This window comes from Kitasatospora sp. NPDC004289 (genome assembly GCF_053602875.1).
The window spans coordinates 36,549-55,382 of record NZ_JBSGEL010000053.1; the positions used below are offsets into that span (position 1 = coordinate 36,549).

The 18,834-nt window shown below is 75.5% G+C and carries 11 protein-coding genes, 1 tRNA gene and 1 pseudogene; 5 read left to right on the forward strand and 8 right to left on the reverse strand.

The window, feature by feature from the left end; genetic code table 11:
- Positions 1-226 precede the first annotated feature (226 nt).
- From ACWEPF_RS29135 to ACWEPF_RS29160, 6 genes are all read right to left on the reverse strand, one after another.
- Positions 227-300: transfer RNA gene (locus ACWEPF_RS29135), tRNA-Met, on the reverse strand.
- Between the two features lie 46 nt (positions 301-346).
- Positions 347-1,612 carry a PrsW family intramembrane metalloprotease gene (locus tag ACWEPF_RS29140; RefSeq protein ID WP_452174886.1) on the reverse strand — a complete coding sequence of 422 codons (1,266 nt, stop codon included), beginning with the start codon at positions 1,610-1,612 and terminating at the stop codon, positions 347-349.
- Between the two features lie 108 nt (positions 1,613-1,720).
- Positions 1,721-2,551: a tRNA (guanosine(46)-N7)-methyltransferase TrmB gene (gene trmB / locus ACWEPF_RS29145; protein WP_380150559.1), complete on the reverse strand. Its 831-nt coding sequence runs from the start codon at positions 2,549-2,551 to the stop codon at positions 1,721-1,723.
- A gap of 180 nt (positions 2,552-2,731) precedes the next feature.
- On the reverse strand, positions 2,732-3,934 hold the full coding sequence (gene lhgO, locus ACWEPF_RS29150) for an L-2-hydroxyglutarate oxidase (protein ID WP_345282662.1): 1,203 nt from the start codon (positions 3,932-3,934) through the stop codon (positions 2,732-2,734).
- Between the two features lie 101 nt (positions 3,935-4,035).
- On the reverse strand, positions 4,036-5,607 hold the full coding sequence (locus ACWEPF_RS29155) for a TROVE domain-containing protein (protein WP_452174887.1): 1,572 nt from the start codon (positions 5,605-5,607) through the stop codon (positions 4,036-4,038).
- A 246-nt stretch (positions 5,608-5,853) separates the two neighbouring features.
- Positions 5,854-7,275 (reverse strand): MFS transporter, encoded by a 1,422-nt coding sequence (locus ACWEPF_RS29160; RefSeq protein ID WP_380150558.1) that lies wholly within the window; start codon positions 7,273-7,275, stop codon positions 5,854-5,856.
- Between the two features lie 873 nt (positions 7,276-8,148).
- Here ACWEPF_RS29160 and ACWEPF_RS29165 point away from each other — a divergent pair.
- From ACWEPF_RS29165 to ACWEPF_RS29175, 3 genes are all read left to right on the forward strand, one after another.
- Positions 8,149-10,221 (forward strand): asparagine synthase-related protein, encoded by a 2,073-nt coding sequence (locus tag ACWEPF_RS29165; RefSeq protein ID WP_452174888.1) that lies wholly within the window; start codon positions 8,149-8,151, stop codon positions 10,219-10,221.
- 176 nt (positions 10,222-10,397) lie between these two features.
- The gene (locus ACWEPF_RS29170) at positions 10,398-10,916 is read left to right on the forward strand and encodes a universal stress protein (RefSeq protein ID WP_345282667.1); all 519 of its coding nucleotides are present in this window, start codon (positions 10,398-10,400) and stop codon (positions 10,914-10,916) included.
- A gap of 125 nt (positions 10,917-11,041) precedes the next feature.
- The gene (locus ACWEPF_RS29175; protein WP_452174889.1) at positions 11,042-11,725 is read left to right on the forward strand and encodes a DsbA family oxidoreductase; all 684 of its coding nucleotides are present in this window, start codon (positions 11,042-11,044) and stop codon (positions 11,723-11,725) included.
- Positions 11,726-11,758: 33 nt separating this feature from the next.
- Here the strand turns inward: ACWEPF_RS29175 and ACWEPF_RS29180 are convergent, their stop codons facing one another.
- Entirely contained in the window at positions 11,759-13,864 is a 2,106-nt protein-coding gene (locus tag ACWEPF_RS29180; protein ID WP_452174890.1) for a sigma-70 family RNA polymerase sigma factor, read from the reverse strand.
- 302 nt (positions 13,865-14,166) lie between these two features.
- Positions 14,167-15,012, reverse strand: a complete 846-nt coding sequence (locus ACWEPF_RS29185; protein ID WP_345282673.1) for a TetR/AcrR family transcriptional regulator — start codon at positions 15,010-15,012, stop codon at positions 14,167-14,169.
- Between the two features lie 394 nt (positions 15,013-15,406).
- Between ACWEPF_RS29185 and ACWEPF_RS29190 the strand changes: the two genes are divergently transcribed.
- Complete coding sequence (locus tag ACWEPF_RS29190) at positions 15,407-16,780, forward strand: NAD(P)/FAD-dependent oxidoreductase (RefSeq protein ID WP_452174891.1); 1,374 nt, start codon at positions 15,407-15,409, stop codon at positions 16,778-16,780.
- A 232-nt stretch (positions 16,781-17,012) separates the two neighbouring features.
- A pseudogene (locus ACWEPF_RS29195) lies at positions 17,013-18,362 on the forward strand (PP2C family protein-serine/threonine phosphatase); the annotation flags it as partial.
- Positions 18,363-18,834 lie beyond the last annotated feature (472 nt).

The window sequence follows — 18,834 nt, forward strand, 5'->3', positions numbered from 1 at the left end:
GGAATTCGCCTGCCGCCGGAGGTCGTACGCCCTCGGGTCCTGCGCAGGCAGGGGCGGCTCTAGCGAGCAGCCACCTCACGCATCCTGAAAGAACTCAACTCAGGATCACCTCCTTTCAGTGTGCGGCCACTGTAGGCAGGAGGGTCCGGAGCGCACAACGGGTTTTTCGCCGGGAACGGCGGAAGGCCCGGCAGACGATGTCTGCCGGGCCTTCCGTGCTACTGAGTAGCGGGGACAGGATTTGAACCTGCGACCTCTGGGTTATGAGCCCAGCGAGCTACCGAGCTGCTCCACCCCGCGTCGGTGAACCCAACAGTACGTGAGAGCTGCGCAGAAGCAAAATCGGTTATCCGGCGGCGGCCGGCAGCTCCCGGTGCCGGCCGGTCCTGGCCCGGGTGCGGGCCCACAGCGCGAAGCAGACCAGCGCGGCGAAGCAGGGCACCATCAGCAGCCCGTACACCAGCAGGAAGCCCCGGGTGCCCTCGCCCGCCGCCGCGTTCCAGGCGCCGTGCAGCGACATCGAGAGCAGCAGGCCCACCGGGGCGGCCAGCCGGGCCGCCCAGCGGCGGCCGGTGGTCAGGGCGATGGCGATGCCCAGCCCGGTCAGCGCGGTGAACAGCGGGTGGGCGAAGGGGGAGAGCAGGCCGCGCAGCACGAAGGTGTGCACGGTGGAGTCGTAGTCCCGCAGGCTCGGTTCGGCGCCCAGGCCGATGCTGTCCAGCCGGTCCTGCTGGTCGTCGGTGAAGGCCCGGCCCAGGTAGAGGGCGTTCTCGGTGAAGGCGAAGCCGCAGGCCGTCACCCCGCCCAGCACCACCCCGGCGGCCAGCGTGCGCGGGCTGGACCGGGCCCGCCGCCGCGCCGGGGTCCGCACCGGACGGCGGAAGTAGGCCGGCCGCAGCCGGGGCCGGAACTCGGGCCGCCGGTACGGGCGCAGCACCCGGACCACCCGGGCCACCCGCCGGGCGGGCAGGTGGGTCCGCCGGGCCAGCACCGCGCAGGTCCGCTCCACGTGGCAGCGCAGCCGCCTGCGCACCGGCAGCAGCAGCATCGCCAGCGCCGCGCCCTTGGCCGCCTCCTCGATCAACGGGGTGGCCACGTCGGCCAGCAGGGTCTCGCCCCGGACGCTGCCCTGACGGGCGATCAGGAAGTCCCCGGCCCAGCCGTTGGCCAGCAGCGCCACCGTGGTGGCCGCACAGGCACCCCAGGCCAGGCAGAACAGGGTGTGCCGCAGCGGCACCCGCGCGGTCTGGTTGAGCCAGGCCAGTGCCCCCAGCACGAAGGGCAGCGGCAGCAGCGCCAGCCCCAGCCCGACCAGCAGCCCGGTGGTCCCGGTCTGCCGGTGCACCAGCCGCAGGATCAGCACCCCGCACCCGGCCAGCGCGAACGCGGCCAGGGCCGAGGAGAGCGCCGGGTAGCGCAGCGCCCGGGCCCGTCGCAGCAGCTGCTCGGCCCGCACGTAGGGGTACCAGGGCAACAGCAGGCCGACCCGCCGCACCCGGGGCCCCGGGATGGTCGCGGGGCCGGCGGTGGACGGGAGCGGATCGGCGGTGGCGGCGCTGCCCCCGGCCGGAGCCGCGGGCCGGGGCGGGCCGCCACTGGGCGGACTGCTCACCCGGCACAGGGTAGGGGAACCACCCACCGCTCGGGGAGGGCTCCGGGCAAACCGGGCATCCGAGGCGGAGCGCCGTGATACGGCGTCAGGCCCCCGTCGCCCCGGGGCTCAGCGGCGGCGGAACAGCAGGTCGTGCACCACGTGGCCCTTGGCGATCCCGGCCCGCTCGAACTTGGTCACCGGCCGCCACTCGGGCCGCGGCGCGTAGCCGGGCACCGAACCCGCCGGGTGCTCCGCCGGCTCCAGCCAGCCGGTCCCGTCGCCCTCCGGGTGCAGGTTCTCCAGCTCGGGCGAGGCCGACAGCACGGCCAGCATCTGCTCGGCGTACGGCTCCCAGTCGGTGGCGCAGTGCACCAGCGCACCCGGCGCCAGCCGCGGCAGGACCAGCTCCAGGAAGGACTGCTGCACCAGGCGGCGCTTGTGGTGCTTCGGCTTCGGCCACGGGTCGGCGAAGTACACCCGCAGACCGGCCAGCGAGGCGTCCGGCAGCATGTCGCGCAGCAGGATCACCGCGTCGCCGGCCGCCAGGCGGACGTTCTGCGAACCGTTGCGCTCCAGCAGCTGCAGCAGGTTCCCGTGGCCCGGGGTGTGCACGTCGGCCGCCAGGATCCCCGTGCCCGGATCGGCGGCGGCCATCGCGGCCGTGGTCTCGCCCATCCCGAAGCCGATCTCCAGGGTGACCGGCAGCCCGCCGAACAGCTCCCGCAGGTCCAGCGGAGTCCCGTCGATCGCCAGCCCGTACCGCTCCCAGCCGCGGTCCAGCGCCCCCGCCTGCGCGGGGGTCATCCGGCCCCGGCGGGGCTGGAAGCTGCGGATGCGGTGTTCGCGGTGCTGCTCCTCGGTGGCCCGGTGCGGGTACATCGGCGCGGGGTAGCCGGCCGGGGCGGCCGACAGGCGCGCGGACGGGGAGCTCTGGGGTGCGGGGGCGGTGGCAGTCACAATCACCCGAGTCTAGGACAACGCTCGCCCGAGCCGGAGGGGCGGGGAAATTGGTCACACCGGGGGCGCGAGGAACTGCGCGAACCGGAAGGCGGCCCAGTGTGAGGTCGGGGCAGGTGAGCCAGTCGCAGCACGTGCCGTTCCCCCGCGCGCAGTTCCCCGCGCCCCCGGTGGAACCACCTACGGCAGGGCGGCGAGTGCCCGTGCGGCGATTTCGCGGCCGATCGGGAGCGAAGCGGTCGCCGCGGGCGAGGGTGCGTTGAGGACGTGGACGGTGCGGCCGGAGCCGGCGAAGGCGAAGTCGTCGAGGAGGGTGCCGTCCGGGGCGACGGCCTGGGCGCGGACGCCGGCGGTGGCGGGGACCAGGTCGGCGGCGGTGACGGCGGGGAGCAGCCGCTGGACGGCGGTGGTGAAGGCCTTCTTGGAGAGCGAGCGGTGCAGTTCGCCGAGCTCGTAGCGCCAGTGCCGCCGGGCGATCTTCCAGGTGCCGGGGAAGCGGGCCGTCTCGGCCAGGTCGGGGAGGCTGACGGTGCGCCAGTCGTAGCCCTCGCGGGCCAGTGCCGGTACCGCGTTCGGGCCGACGTGGACGTCGCCGTGGACGCCCCGGGTGAGGTGGACGCCGAGGAACGGGAAGGCCGGGTCCGGCACCGGGTAGACCAGGCCCCGCACCAACGACCGGCGCTGCTCGGTGAGTTCGTAGTACTCGCCGCGGAAGGGGACGATCCGCACGCCCGGCTCGTCCCCGGCCAGCCGGGCGATCCGGTCGCTGTGCAGGCCGGCGCAGTTGACCAGCACCTCGCAGTGCAGCTCGCGGCCGCCCGCGTGCAGGGTGAGGCCGTCGGCCCGGCGGTGCACCAGGGTGAGCGGGGTGGAGGTGAGCAGCTCGGCCCCGCCCTTGGCGGCCAGTTCGGCGTAGCGGCGGGCCACCGCAGGGAAGTCGCAGATGCCGGTGGTGCCGATGTGCAGGCCGGCCAGGCCGGTGACCTCGGGCTCGTGCTCCGCGATGCCGGCCCGGTCGAGCTCGGCGACGGGGATGCCGTTGGCCCGGCCGCGTTCGGCCAGGGCGGCCAGCCGGGGGAGTTCGTCGGCCCGGGTGGCCACGATCAGCTTGCCGGTGACCTCGTGCGCGATGCCCTGCTCGCGGCAGAACTCCACCATCGCGCTCGCGCCCTCGGTGGCGTACCTCGCCTTCAGGGAGCCGGGCTTGTAGTAGACGCCGCTGTGGATGACCCCGCTGTTGCGCCCGGTCTGGTGGGCGGCGAACTCCGGCTCCTTCTCCAGCAGCGCGACCCGCACGCCCGGCCGCGCCGCGGTCAGCGCGTACGCGGTGGAGAGCCCGACGATCCCCCCGCCCACCACCACGACGTCGTACTTCTCGCCCATGAACCCGCCCCTCGGTCCCGCATCCCAGCCGACGAGCAGTCAACCTAGTGCCTGCCCCGGCGGAGTGTGCCCCGTCGGGCAAACCCCGCCGGGGGCGGGCACTACTCCCAGGGCCAGCCCGTGTCCCGGCCTCGCTCCAAGAGCGGGATCAGGCCGAAGGCGGCGTCCGAGAGGCCGCCGAAGACGTGCCGGGCGCCGCCGCCGGACGGGGCGTAGCCGGTGGCGTACCCGGCCAGGTTCCAGGTGTAGACCGGGACTTCGGCGGGCACGGCGGCGAGCACGTCGCCGCGGGCGGCCTGCTCGTCCGTCAGGATCACCACCCGGTCGTGGCCCCGGTAGTTGTCCCGGACGGCCGCGGCGGTCTCGGTGCCGCCCAGCCAGCCGAAGCGGTCCATGATCCGGAGCACCTCCTCGCCGGGAGCGTGCTCGACCCGCTGGTGGCCGGAGCCGAACTCGACCAGGTCGGCCCGCTCGGCGCGGAGCGTCAGGGCGGTGCCGAACAGCGCGGCGGAGTCGGCCCGGTTGAGCTCGGTGCGTTCGCTGAGCCGGTCGAACATCGAGCCCGAGCGGTCCACCAGGACCAGCGTCCGGCCGGGCAGCGCGGGGACGTTGGCCAGCGAGTGGCCGAGCGCGGTCTCCAGCGCGGTGCCCCAGCGGGACTTGGCGGCGTGCCGGTACGCGGCCAGGTAGCGGAACGGGAACTGCCGGGAGCGCCGCACCTCCTCCGGGTCGGAGATCCGCCGGGCCACCTCGGCGGCGGCCTGCTCGCCGATGCCCGCCCGGTCGAAGTTGCGCAGGTTGCGGACCAGCGCCATCGGGCCCATGGACGGGATGACGGCCTCCCAGACCGCCGCGTCCAGCGGGCCCTGCAGCCAGCCGGCCAGCGACTCCCAGGTCATCCCGGCCGCGGCCAGCCGCTCCGCCCCGCCGGGGGCGGTCACCAGGGCGCGCCGCTGCTCCACCGGTACCCGCGTCAACTCGTCGTGGGCACACAGCAGTTCGATCCCGGCGGGCGGCTCGGCGCTCTCCGGGTGGTGCCGGCGGTCCAGCGCGTAGCGGAACAGCTCGGACTGACCCGGCCGCTGCGGGTCGGGCACGGGGTGGGTCAACTCCAGCACGTCGCCGAAGCGGTAGCCCTTGGCCGCGGTGTCGTACTTGAGCAGGGCCGGGGCGGTGTAGAGGCGGCGGACGGCGTCGGCCACGCCGCGCTTCAGCGGCTTGGGCAGGGCCCGGCTGTAGCGGGAGGTCCAGTACGCCAGCAGCTCGCCCGGCTCGTCCGCCCGGCGCAGCACGGTCTCGACCACCTGCCGGGAGAAGCCGGGCGCCCCGGCGTCGAGGCGGGCCCGGGTGAACTCGGCGGCGCCGACCAGGGCGGCGGTGCGCAGTCCGGCCCCGTACCGCAGCCAGCGGAGCAGGGCCAGGGTCCACTCCGGATCGCTGACCGCCAGCCGGCGGACCAGCAGCGAGTAGCGGTCGTCCCGGTCGGCGGCCTGCTCGTAGAACGAGCGCTGGCCGACCAGGTTGGCCACCGCGAGCAGGAAGAGCTCGGAGCGGGCGTCCCGGAGGTGCCCGGTGCCGCCGTTGTGATTGGTCGTCACCTGCCCCGTGCCGGTCACCGCCGAAGCCGGACCGCGGCGCGGCACCGAGGGCCGCCGGAGGTTGAACCGGGACATGCTGGACATCCTCACTCGCTCGGAGACGGAAACACCTCGGGGCGCCCGGTGCGGGCACCCCGAGGTGACGAGAGCGTCCAGAGGACAAGAGCGGCGGAGGCGTTGCTGTTGCTCTCCCGAACTGAGCTACACCGCCGGAGCGGCAGCGGGATTCGAACCCGCGACCCACAGAGCCGAAGTAGCCCCCACCTGCGCACCTGGACGAGGACGAGACTAACCGGGCGGCGCGGGAGGGGGCACGTGGATTTACGCCGGGGCGACCAGCATCAGGCGGGCCCGTTCGGTGAGTTCGCGGACCCGGCGTTCCTCCTGGTGCGGCTCCAGGCGGCGGAGCAGCTCCAGCACGTACTCCCGGCTGCGCTGGGAGGAGATCCGGCCGGCCACGTCCACCGCCCGTTCGCCGGCGGCCACCGCCGCGTCCAGGTCGCCGGCCTCGGCCTCGGCCATCGCGGAGACGATCAGGCGTAAGCCGTGCGAGCGGACGAACCCCTCGGTCGGCCGGGCCAGCGCCTCGCGGGTGAACTGACGGACCTTCGACAGCTCGCCCAGGTCCCGGAAGCACTCGGCGGCGTCGGCGGCCAGCCGGTCGTAGGCGTAGAAGTCGATCCAGGCCGGATCGGAGTCGCCCGCCCGCGCGCGCTCCAGGGCGCTCTCGGCGGCGGAGAGCGCCCCCGCGCAGGCGGCGGCGTTCCCGTTCCGGGCGTGCGCGCGGGCCTCCACCAGGTGGAAGAAGCTCATGGTGCGCGCGGTGGCCAGCCCCCGGTTGCGCTCCAGCGCGGCCTGGGCGAGGTCGACCGCCTCCTCCGCGAAGCCGCGGTAGCAGGCCTGCAGGCTCATCGAGGCCAGCACGTAGCCGCCCAGCGGCACGTCGGCGGCGGCCCGGGCCAGCCGCAGGGCCTGGATGTAGTACCGCTGGGCCGCCTCGTGCTGCCCGGTGTCGAAGGCCATCCACCCGGCCAGCCGGGTCAGTTCGGCCGTCGCGCCGAACAGCGCCCGGCCCACCGCGTCGCTGTACGAGCCGAGCAGCAGCGGCGCCGCCTCCACCCGCAGGCACTCCGGCACCATCGAGGAACGCCAGTCCCCGCCGCCGTACTTGGAGTCCCAGCGCCGGGCCTCCTGGGCCGCCTCGCGCAGCTTGGCCGCGTCCGAGTGCCCCACCCGGTACCCGCTCGGGTCGGCCACCCCGGCCTCCCGGGCGACCGAACCGTCGGCCGGGGTGATCAGCCACCGGGAGACCGGCGTCGCGTACGCCGAGACCGAGAAGGTCCCGGCGAGGCTGTCGCTCCACCGCCCGCCGCCGGGGCCCCGGCGCAGCTCCAGGTCCACCCGCCACAGGTCGGTCGCCGACCGCACCGCCTCCGGCACGTCGCGCGGGAACGCCAGGCCGAGCTCCGGCGCCGGGTCGGTGTCGCCCAGCCCGATCTCGTCCAGCGGCACCGGGCGGCCCAGCTTGGAGCCGATCGCGGTGGCGATCAGGTGCGGCACCGGCCCCTGCGGGATCATGCCCTTGCTGACCCAGCGGGCCACCGAGGTCTTGTCGTAACGGAGCGTCAGACCCCGCTGCGCGCCCAGGTCGTTGACCCTCCTGGCCAGGCCGGCGTTGCTGATCTGGGCGACGGTGAGGAGCGTGCCGAGCCGCTCGTTCGGCCCTCGTGAACTGGCGGTCATGGTGGCGGCGGCACCCCCTGGCGCGGTGCGGCGGGTCTGCGGAGTGAGCGCGCCCGTGCACGGTGGCTTGATCGTGAACGGCGCGGAGGCCGTGGGTGGGTGGCGGACGGGGTGGCGTGCCCGCCGACGGCGTCCGGCGCGAGCCACTGCTTGCACCACCTAGCGTAGTCGTCCGGGTTCCGAGGGTTAAGAGTCCGGATTCCGGATGGCGGGATCGTGTGCCGCTCTACGGGTCGCGCGGGGGGTGGTGCGCGGGCGCCGCAGCCTCCACGGGGTCGTGCCGGACGGGCGTGCTCCGGTCCGGTGCAGACGTGCGCCCGGCTGTGCCCCCTGGCCCGATGGGCTGGTCGGCGATTCGCTGGGGGCTGTGGGTCGGCCCGTCGTCGAGGACCCGGCGGGCCGGGGGACACCTCCGCCGACATCCCCGCGGGCGGGGGTGGGGTCCGGGAGGGCATGCGGATGCCCTCCCGGGCGGGGTGACGCATTTCGGCCATTCCGCGATGCCCACGTCAACGGACGGCCCGGGCCCCGGAGGGGAAGGCCCGGTCCGTCCGCGCGGCCCGGTGGCCCGGAGGGCCATCAGGGGCGCGGGGAACTGCGCGCTGGGGAACGGCACCACGTGCAACTGGCTCGCCTGCCCCGATCTGGCGCTGGCCCGCCTTCCGTACTCGCGCAGTTCCTCGCGCCCCTGGGGCCTTCGGCCCCGAGGCGCCGCCGGGCCGCGTTCCTGACGGTCCGTCTACTGCCGCAAGTCCCGTGATCCCGTGGGGAGATGGTGGCACGATGGCCTCCGGAGGCTTCGGGCTGGCGGGAGGCGCGATGCGGTGGCTCACGGGATGGTGCGGGAGCTCGCCCGGGCCGGGGCTCGGAGAGGTGCGACCGATCGCCGCCACCGTGCTCTGGCCCGGCGTCAGTCCGCTCTGGGCGGTGGGTGACTGGCGCCCGGACGAGATCCGGCTGGTGACGCTGCGCCCCGGGGCCCCGGCCGTGGTCACCACCGGCCCGCCGCCCGCCGACCCCGCGGCGGAGCCGCCCGGCACCGTCCGCCTCGCCGTCCTCGGCCGCTGCGGTGCCTCCGACGCCGAGCTCGCCGCCGGCCTCGCCACCGCCCGCGGCGGCGCCGTCCACCACCTCACCACCTGGCCCGGCAGCTACACGGCGGTGCTCCGCACCGGCCCCCGGTCCACCGTGCTGCTCACCGACCTGGCGGGCGTCCTGCCGGTCTTCCACACTCCGTACGAGGGCGGCACCGCCTACGCCACCGCCGCCCTCCCGCTGGCCGACCTGGTGGGTGCGCCGCTGGACACCGGCCACCTCGCGGCCCGGCTGGCCTGCCCGGAGTCCCCCGAGGTGCTCGGCGAGTCCACGCCGTACCGCGGGGTGCGGAAGGTGCCGCCCGGTCATCTGCTCGGGATCCGCAACGGAAGGGCGCACGTCTCCGGCTACGAGCCGGAGCGGGGCGGCGCACCGACCCCGCGTGAGGAAGCCCCTGCGGTCAGGGAGTTGACCCGCGCGCTGCTGGAGTCGGTGCGCTGCCGGGTCCGCGCCTCCCGGGGCGGCACCGGCCGGCCCCGGCTCGGGGCGGACCTCTCGTACGGCACCGGTTCGGCCACTGTGGCGCTGCTGGCCGCCGCCGTGCCGATCGCCCCGGGCCCGGAGGGGCCGCCGCCCCGTCAGGACGAGGGCCGTGACGACGAGGCCCCCGCGCCCAGGAACGGTGCGGTCAAGGGCTCCTGGGCCCGCCCGGCGGGCCGCCGCCCGGGCCCGGCGGCACCCGAGCGCCTCACCGCGGTGACCCTCCCCGAGGAGGTCCCGCCCGGCGCCGAGCTGGAACTGCCGCGGCTGCGGCAGCTGTTGGTGCCCTCCCCGCTCCCCTACGCGGAGCTGGCCGCGCTCTCCGGCGTCGGTGCGCCGCCGCCCGGGCCGCTCACCGACGAACCCGGCACCGCCCTGGTCGCCGCCGCCCGGCTGGGCCACCGCTTCGAGGCGGGCGGCGCCGACCACCTCACCGGCTACGGGGCCCGCCAAGTGCTCGACGGTCATCCGGCCCGACTGGCCGACCTGGTCAGGGCCGGACGGGCCCGGCGGCTGGCCGCACCGGTGGCCGCGCTGGCCGGGGCCGAACGGGCGGCGGCTACCGGCGCGTTCGGCACCCTGCGCACGCCCCTGACGGTCTGGCGCGCCGCCCACCGGCTGGCCCGCGCCCGGTACGCGGAGGCCCTGGACGACGCCGCGGTCCGGTTGACGGCCCGTCACCGGACGGCCGGGGGCGGCCCCGGCGAACGGTCGACCGCCGAACTGGCCTGGTGCGTCCCCGGCCCGGCCGCCCGCTGGCTCTCCGACGACGCCCTCTCCGCCGTCGCCCTCCGGCTCCGGCTGGCCGCCCGTGGCCCCGCCCCCGCCGAACCGCCCGGCGCCCGCCGGGCCCGGCAGGCCCTGCACCGGCACGCGGCCGAGTACCGCACCCTGCTGCACGCCGCCGAACAGCAGGGCCAGCGCCTGCACGCCCCCTTCCTGGACAACCAGGTGGTCCGGGCCGCCCGCCTGCTCCCCGACGAGACCCGCCTCCAGCCCGGCGCCCGGCACGCCCTGCTGCGCGCCGTCCTGGCCGGGGCGACCAGCGCCGACCTTCCCCCCGGCTGGGGTCCCCACCCCGACCGCACCACGGCGGACCTCGCCGGACTCCACCTCGCCGCGGACGGGCTCACCGCACTCTTCCGCGCCCCGCTCCTCGCCGAGGCCGGCCTGATCGACCTCCCCGCCGTCCACACCGCCCTCGCCTCCCTGGGCCCCCGCGCCACCGAGATCCCGCCCGACACCGTCGCCGGCCTCGCCGAACTGGTCTCCACCGAACTCTGGCTCCGCCGCATCCACGCCCGCCGCCACGGCTCCGCCTGGACCGGACTCCCCACCCCGACCCGCCCGGCCCTGGCCCGCCCCGCCTGAGCTGAAGAGGCGGCAGGGCAAGCGCCCGGGGGCGCGAGGAACTGCGCGAGTCCGGAAGGCGGACCGGTGTGAGGTCGGGGCAGTCGAGCCAGTTGCACGTGCTGCCGTTCCCCGCGCCCCCGGGGCCGCAGCCGCGTCTGCCCGGGTTCGGGAGTCTGACGGGCCATCATGGGGGAGTGTCGAGTGCGGAGCAGGTGACGGCCCCCGAGAGTCTGCCGGTGTCCGAGGAGGAGCCCGTCGGTGGTCCGCCCGGGGTGCTGGCGGCGTGCGACGGTTCGGACGGCTCGCTCTGGGCGCTCGACCGGGCGATGGGCGAGGCGGAGCTGTACGGCCTGCCGCTGTACGTGCTGGCGGTGGTCAACCCGTCCCCGACCGGCTACCCGCCGGGGATGATCGAGCTGGTGCAGGAGAGCATCGAGCGCCTCTCGGCCAGCATGGCCGACGGTCTGCGCCGCTCGGTCGCCACCGTCGAGTCCACCCGCGGCCGCCCCTTCCAGGGCCCGCTCTCCCTGCACGTGGTGCTCGGCAACGTCGTCGAGGTCCTGCTCCGCTGCACCCGCGGCCAGCACACCCTGGTGGTCGGCACCCGGGGCAACGGCGGTTTCAGCCGCCTGCTCCTCGGTTCGGTCAGCACCGCCGCCGTCCACCACGCCGCCTGCCCGGTCCTGGTGGTCCCGGCCCCGCCCGCCGTCTGACGCCGTCTGACCGCCCCACCGCGGTGAGGGCCGTCACAGCGCCCCTCCATCCGCCCGGGAATCAGGACAGCTTGGTTGATAGTTCACCTTTCCGTCCCCCGAACACCCGGAGCAGCAGGAGAGTCATGAAGGTCGAGATCTGGTCGGACATCGCGTGCCCGTGGTGCTTCGTCGGCAAGCGTCGCTTCGAGCAGGCGCTGGACCGCTTCGAGGGCAAGGACGGCGTCGAGGTCGTCTACCGGCCGTACCAGCTGGTGCCGGACGCGCCCGAGACCGCCTCCTCGCACCGCGAGTGGCTGGCCGAGCGCTACGGCCCGCAGTCCGTGGCGATGGACGCCCGGGTGACCGAGCTGGGGAGGACCGAGGGGATCACCTTCGACTTCGCCACCGCGCTGCACGCCAACACCCTCCTCGGCCACCGGCTGCTGCACCTGGCCGAGACCGAGTACGGCCCCGAGGTGCAGGGCGTGCTCAAGGAGGCCCTGCTCAAGGCGCACTTCAGCGACGGCGTGGACATCGGCGACCGCGCGGCGCTCACCGACATCGCGGCCGCCGCCGGTCTGGACCGCGAGCGGGTGGCCGGCTACCTGGCCGGGGACGAGGGCGCCGAGGAGGTCCGGGCGCAGATCGCCGAGGGCCGTGAGATCGGCATCACCGCCGTGCCGACCTTCGTCTTCGAGGGCAAGTGGGCGGTCCAGGGCGGCCAGGAGGCCGAGACCTTCCTGCGCGTCCTGGAGCAGGTCGCCGCCGAGACCGCCGCCGAGACCCCCGCGGCCCCCGTCTGCGACGACGACAGCTGCGCGGTCTGACCATCCGTCAAGCGGCGGCCCCGGATGCCCGGATCAGCTACAGCTGATCCGGGCATCCGCCCAGCTGGCCAGGTCGATCAGGCCCCAGCCCCCGGACTCCGGCCGGGCGACCAGGCGGAACGAGCGCTGCCCGGTGAGGTCGGCGGTCACGGGCACGGCCCGGCCGCCCGGGGTCAGCGGGCCGGAGCGCCAGAGCACCGTGCCGTCCCCGCCCTCGACCGAGAGGCGGACCGTGCCGAACCGCAGGCCGCCGTCGTCCAGCCCGGCCACCGCACGGAACGAGGTGCAGGACCGGTTCAGGTCCACCGTCGTCTGCGAGGGCACCCGGGCGCTCAGCCCGCGCTGGTAGCGGGTGCCGCCGATCCACAGGCCGGTGCGCTGCCAGACCCAGCCGCCGCCGCGGCGGATCGTCGGGGTCGGCGGCGGGTCACGGTGACCGCCCTGCGGGCCGAACGGCAGGTCGTCGGCCCAGAAGTCGACGACCTCGGGCGGGGTCGGGGTGGGCGACGGGGTCGGCTTCGGCACCGTCGGCGGGGTGGGCGTCGGCGGTGGGGTGACCACCGGCGGTTCCGGCGGGGTCGGCGTCGGCGCGGGCGGCTCCGGCGCCCGGCTGGGTGTGGGGCTCGGGCTCGGGCTCGGCGAAGGCGTCGGTGACGGGGTCGGCGAGGCTGCCGGCCGCACCGGAGCGGGCGTCGGGCGGGCGGGCGTCGGCGTCGGCTCCTCCGGGGGTTCCGGCGTGGGCGTCGGAGTCGGCGGGGCCGGCACCGGCTTGGGTGCGGCGGCCGCCGACGGCGGTGCCGCAGGGGCCGAGACGGCCGGTGCGGCCGCCGGGTGCCTGGGCTCGGGCGTGCCGGTGAAGGCGTACGCGGCCACCGCCGCCGCGACCACGGCGATCCCGGCCGCGATCCCGGCCTTGGCGGCCGTCCCCAGCCCCTCGCCGGCCACCGCCCCGGCACCGGAGGACCCTCCACCGGAGGCCGCACCGGCTCCCGCTCCCGCGCCCGCTCCCGCTCCGCCCGCCGTCGCTCCGCTCCCGGCCGCGGTGGCCCCCGCCACCGCCCCGGCACCGACCGCGCCGAGCCCCATCGCGGCGGCGGCAGCGGTGAAGTACCCGGCCCCGACCCAGACCAGCACACCCCCGGGCAGGAGCGCCCGCAGGCCGGTGTTGATCTCGGTCAGCTCCAGGTAAGCGGCCGTGCAGCGGTCGCACTCCTGGACGTGCCGGCCGACCTCGGCCGAGGCGCGCTTGCGCAGCGAACCGCGCGCGTACGCGCCGAGCCGGTTGGCGTAGGCCTCGCAGTCCCGGTCCTGACTGCCCGACACGTGGGCCTGGAGGAAGGCGGCGGCCAGCCGGTCCCGGGCCCGGTGGGCCTGGACGGCGGTGGCGTTGGCGGTCTTGCCGAGCATCACCGCGACGGTCTTCGGCGACTCCCGCTCGACCTCGGTGTGCCAGAGCACCACCCGGTCGTCCTCGGGGAGTTCGGCGTAGGCCTGCATCACCATCCGCTGGTCGGCCATCGCCATCGCCCAGGCGTCCGCACCCGGGTCGGCCAGGTCCAGGTCGATGGTGGCGGCCGAGGTCTTGGCGAACGTGCTGAAGTCGTCGACCAGTTGCTCGCGGCGTTCGCTGCGCGCCCAGGCGGCGGCCACGTTGCGGACGGCCGTCAGCAGGTAGGCGCGGACCGCGAACTCCGGCCCCTTGCCCGCCCGCAGGGCCTGCAGGGTGCGGGCGAAGACCTCGCCGGCCAGGTCCTCGGCGGTGAAGCTGTCCCGGCAGCAGGTCCGGGCGTAGCGGCGCACCGAGTCGGCGTGCCGCCGGTAGATCTCCTCGTACGCGCCGTCGTCACCGGCCCGCACCATGGCGGTCAACTCGGCGTCGGAGGGCGGCCGTTCACCGTCGACCGGATCGGCCGGGGCGGGCACCACCGGGCGGGCCGGCGGCTCCCCGGGCACGCCCATGAAGGCCTCCGGGGTGACCCCGCCCTGTCCGGCGGCGGCCTGCCCGGGCACCCGGCCCGGAGGCACGGCGGCGGCCCGGCCGCCCGGCAGCGACTCGCGGATGGGGGCGCCGGCCTGGTCCGGCACCTGGCCGGGCGCGTCGAGCCCGTGGCCGTGCTCGTTCTGCTCCTCGGCGCTCAACGTGCCTCCCACCGGGCCGGGGTGCGCCCGGAGACCGTCCGGCCGGGCACGGAGACCCTACGACCGGGCACGGTGACCGCCCGGCGCACCGACCCGGCGCGGGCCGCGGCTCCGGCCGGGCGAACGGCGCGCAACGGGACAATGGCTCCAACCACGGCCAAAGAATGGCATAGCGGAGCGGACACGGGAAGCCGCAGCCGTCCTGACCCACCCGTACGGGCACCGCCGGGGGTCCGGGGCCGGAAGACCTCCGGGCCCCGGACCCACCGACAGGATGCGCGCTCGGTACGGGTGTTGACCGCTCAGCGGGCCCGCAGCCCGTGCAGCAGGATCTGCAACAGCCGCTCCGCCGGGGCGTCGTGGAGTTGACCCTCGGCGGGCTCGGCGCCCTCCTCGCGCGCGGCCCTGGCGTGCACCGGCACGGCGGCGGTGAGCACCAGCACCACGTCCGCGACGGTCACCCCCGGCCGCAACTCGCCCGCCGCACCCGCCCGCGCCACCAGCGCGGCCAACAGGTGCAGCAGCTGGCGCGGGTCCGCGTCCCCGGCCGGCTCGGCCGCGCGCCGTCCGGCGGGCTCCGCCGTGTACGCCGCCGGCTCCGCCGCGTACGCCCCGGGACCCTCCGAGCGGCGCAGCTGCTCCGGCACCTGCGGCTCCGCCGCGTCCCGGAAGGTGGCCAGCTCCTCCGCGTAGCGGAACGCCGAGGGCGGCAGCAGCCGGCCGGCCCCGGAGCCGACCGCCCGGGACAGGTACCCGGCCAGCGCCTCCCAGGGTCCGGAGCCGCCGTACAGCGACTCCTTGGCCTGAGCGGTCAGCCACGCCACCTCCTCGGCGGCGATCCGCTGGACCAGCACCTCCTTGCTCGGGAAGCGCCGGTAGACGGTGCCCACGCCGACGCCGGCGCGACGGGCGACCTCCTCCATCGGGGCCCCGTAACCGAGCTCGCCGAACACCTGGCGGGCGGCGCGCAGCACGCTCTCCAGGTTCCGCCGGGCGTCCACCCGCAGCCGTGCCGCGCCCGAGGGCTCGTCAGGCGCGGCATAGCTCTCCCGGGCACCCGGCCCGCGCTGCTCCGGCACCACTCCGGCCGGGTTGCGATCCGCCGCTAGTGGCACGGGCAGCCCCAACAGTTGTTCCTGATCAGTCATGACAACCTCCCCCGAAGGCGCCCGGACGGGCGCCACACAGTCCGGCCGCTCGGGCACCCCCCAGGTGCACGGCGGTGCCCGAGCAGGACGGTGCCGCCCCGGATCGGGCGGACTTCCGCACCAACCTTCCCCGGTCGGGCCCACTGCAGTCGGACAGCTCCACGGGGCCGGCACCGGTCCGGCCCAACGCACAATCCGACCATAGTTCAAGGAAGTTCGCGGCAGAAGTGGACCTAAAGGCCGGGACGACGGCAAATCCCGGCCACCCGGGGTCCACCTGCCGGCCCACTCTTCGGCCGGTTTCCACCACCCGATCCGGTACGGCCTGTGGACAAGACACCACCCGACAGGGCGTCATGGAGGACGCGGCCGGGCGGGCCCCGGCCGCGCACCCGTGCTCACCCCGGAAAGAGGTGGCCCCATCAGGATCCTGATCGTCGGCGGCGGCTGCGCCGGAACCGCCACCGCCCTGCGCCTGCAACAGCTGCTCAAGGCCGAACTCCGCGACGGCCGGGCCGAGATCACGCTGGTGGAGCCCCGGCCGTACCTCACCTACCAGCCACTGCTGGCCGAGGTCGCGGCCGGCTCGGTCGACCCCCGCCACGTGGTGGTGCCGCTGCGCCGCCTGCTGACCCAGTGCCGGGTGCTCACCGCCCGGGTGGTCCGGATCGAGCACGCCGAGCGCCGGGTCACCCTCACCCCCGTGGACCGGGACGGCGCCGTCGAGCTCACCGAACTCCCGTACGACGTCCTGGTGGTGGCCCCCGGCTCGGTCTCCCGCACCGCCCCCGTGCCCGGCCTGGCCGAGCACGGCCTCGGCTTCGCCACCGTCGGCGAGGCGGTCGCCCTGCGCAACCACGTGCTCGAACAGCTCGACCTGGCCTCCACCACCCGCGACCCGGAGCTCCGCCAGTCCGCCCTGACCTTCGTCTTCGTCGGCGCCGGCTACGCCGGGGTCGGCGCCCTCGCCGAACTGGAGGACATGGCCCGGTACGCCGCCAAGGGCTACCACAACCTCCAGCCCGAGGACCTGCGCTGGATCCTGGTCGAGGCCCGCGACCGGATCCTCCCCGAGGAGCCGCCCGAGCTCGCCGACCACACCCTGGCCGAGCTGCGCGAGCGCTCCATCGACGTCCGCCTCGCCACCACCCTGGACTCCGCCGCCGACCGCCTGATGAGCCTCTCCGACGGCAGCCGCTTCTGCGCCCGCACCCTGGTCTGGACGGCCGGCGTCCGCCCAGCCCCGCTGCTGCGCGACTCCGACCTCCCGCTCGACCGGCACGGCCGGGTGCGCTGCCTGCCCACCCTCCAGGCCGCCGGACCTGACGGAGTCGCGGTGAACGCGCTCTGGGCCGCCGGCGACTGCGCCTCCGTCCCCGACCCGACCGCCCCCGAGCGCCTCGGCCACCCCGCCGACTGCGCCCCCAACGCCCAGCACGCCGTCGCCCAGGCCACCCTGCTGGCCGAGAACCTGGCCGCGGCCCTGACGGACCGTCCCCTGACGCCCTACCAACCCGGCCGGGTCAGCTGCTCCACCTCGCTCGGCCTGCGCCGCGCGGTCGCCCACACCAGCCGCGGCGGGCGGCTCACCGGCCGCCGCGCCTGGTGGCTGCACCGGGCCCGCCACCTGCGGGGCCTGCCCAGCACCGAACGGCGGATCAGGGTGCTCACGGGCTGGCTGCTCGGCGGGCTGTTCAGCCGGGAGGTGGTCTCGCTGGGCGCGGTCGAACACCCCCGCTCGGAGTTCGAGGCGGGCTTCAAGCCGTGACCGGGACGGACCGGCCCGGTGCGGCTCCTGCCGCAGTACGTCCCACAAGGTGGGACGAAACACCCCGCAATGGTCGTACGACTTCCGGAATCGCACTCAGGCCTGACAGGATCAGCCCGTCCGGACCATCACGCCGAGTGGCCTGTCGAGCACACGATGTGATGATCCGTCAGAAACTCGCCCGGGGACTCGCGGACCCGCCGAGCTGGTCCCCCGAAGGAACGGCCCTCGCTTGAACCTCATGCGCTGGAGCGCCAGGCTCACCGGAGCAGCCTGGCGCCCCGCCCCGCCCTCCGCGCCCGGCGAGCCGGTCAACCTGCCCGCCCCGCGCGAGCCCGGCGTGCCCGGCGCCCTGCTCGACCTGCGCGAGATCGACGAGCTCTACGACCTGCGGAACGTCCTCGGCCGCCTCCCCGCCCCGGTCGCCGTCACCTACGGCCCCCTCCACCAGCTCGGCTACGCCAACCGCGCCTACCGCGAGCTCTTCGGCGACCGCCCGCCCGGCCTCCCCGCCGTCGAAGCCCTCCCCGAACTCGCCGGCCTCGGCGTCCTCCCCCTGATGGACCAGGCCCTGCGCAGCGGCCGCCCCCGCAGTGTCAAGGCCCGCAGGATCATCGGCCTCGACGGCAGCCGCTACTACAACGTCTCCTGCGTCCCGCTCGGCAGCGAGGGCGGCACCGACCCGGCGGCCGCGGCCGCCGCCACGGCCGCCCTCGTCGGCGCCGGCCCGGCCCCCCTCGCCCCGCCCGAGGGCCCCGGCACCCACGACGACGCGGTCCGCCACCCCGTCGGCGTCCTCGTCTACGCCGCCGAGGTCACCGACCAGGTCCTCGCCGCCACCCGCCTGCGCGAGGCCGAGAGCCGCCAACGCGAAGCCGCCGTCACCCTCCAGCGCAGCCTCCTCCCGCAGAAGCTCGAACAGCCCGCCGGCCTCACCGTCGCCGCCACCTACCAACCCGGCGGCGCCGAGGCCGCCGTCGGCGGCGACTGGTACGACGTCATCGGCCTCGGCGGCGGCCGCACCGCCCTGGTCATCGGCGACGTCATGGGCCGCGGCCTGCGCGCCGCCGCCGTGATGGGCCAGCTCCGCACCGCCGTCCGCGCGTACGCCCGCCTCGACCTCCCCCCGCACGAGGTGATGACCCTCCTCGACGGCCTCGCCATGGAGATCGACGCCAACCAGATCGCCACCTGCACCTACGCCGTCTGGGACCAGGCCCCCGCCACCCTCGTCTACGCCTCCGCCGGCCACCTCCCCCTCCTCCTCCGCGGCCCCGACGGCACCGTCCTACGAGGAGAGGAACAGAACGGCCCCCCGCTCGGCACCGGCAGCGGCACCCACATCTCCCACACCCTCCGCCTCCTCCCCGGCACCACCGGCGTCCTCTATACCGACGGCCTGGTCGAACGCCGCGACGAGGACATCGACCACGGCATCGACCAGCTGGCCCACACCCTGGCCGGCGCCGTCGGCAACCCCGACGTGGTCTGCGCCCGCCTGCTGCGCACCATGGGCGTCACCACCGACCACGACGACGACGTCGCGGTCCTGGCCTTCCAGGTCCCGTCGGACAGGCCTCCAGCCACGGGTTGACGTCGCCCTCGCAGAGGTCTAGTGTTCTCCGAGCTGCCTGACAGGGAGAACCGGACGCGCGCTCTGCACGGACGGTCCCGGGGTGGCCGATCTCTTGAAACACCACTTCTCATTCGAACTGGCTCGCGCCTTGTCGCGGGTCGGTCTGATTTGTCGTGTGCAAATTCAGAAGATCGGGCCGAATTCGCTTTACAAGGCGGGTATCGGTTAGAGTTTGAAACGTCGGACGGGCCGTCAGGTCGCAGAAGACGCAAGCGAGTTGGATGAACGAAGCGCCGGAAACGGGGCGGAAAACATCTGGTAAGCTAGGAACACGAAAGAACGAAGCGCCCGGAGGGCCCGCTGGAAGGCGGACCGAAGGAAGTCACCGTTCCTTGAGAACTCAACAGCGTGCCAAAAGTCAACGCCAGATATGTTGACATCCCCGGCCTCACCGTTCGGTGGGGTTGGAGATTCCTTT

Coding starts and splice junctions, on each gene's coding strand:
- lhgO (WP_345282662.1), bottom strand. CDS start 3,934: ATGGGCGAGAAGTACGACGTCGTGGTGGTGGGCGGGGGGATCGTCGGG.
- ACWEPF_RS29160 (WP_380150558.1), bottom strand. CDS start 7,275: ATGACCGCCAGTTCACGAGGGCCGAACGAGCGGCTCGGCACGCTCCTC.
- ACWEPF_RS29175 (WP_452174889.1), top strand. CDS start 11,042: ATGAAGGTCGAGATCTGGTCGGACATCGCGTGCCCGTGGTGCTTCGTC.
- ACWEPF_RS29155 (WP_452174887.1), bottom strand. CDS start 5,607: ATGTCCCGGTTCAACCTCCGGCGGCCCTCGGTGCCGCGCCGCGGTCCG.
- ACWEPF_RS29185 (WP_345282673.1), bottom strand. CDS start 15,012: ATGACTGATCAGGAACAACTGTTGGGGCTGCCCGTGCCACTAGCGGCG.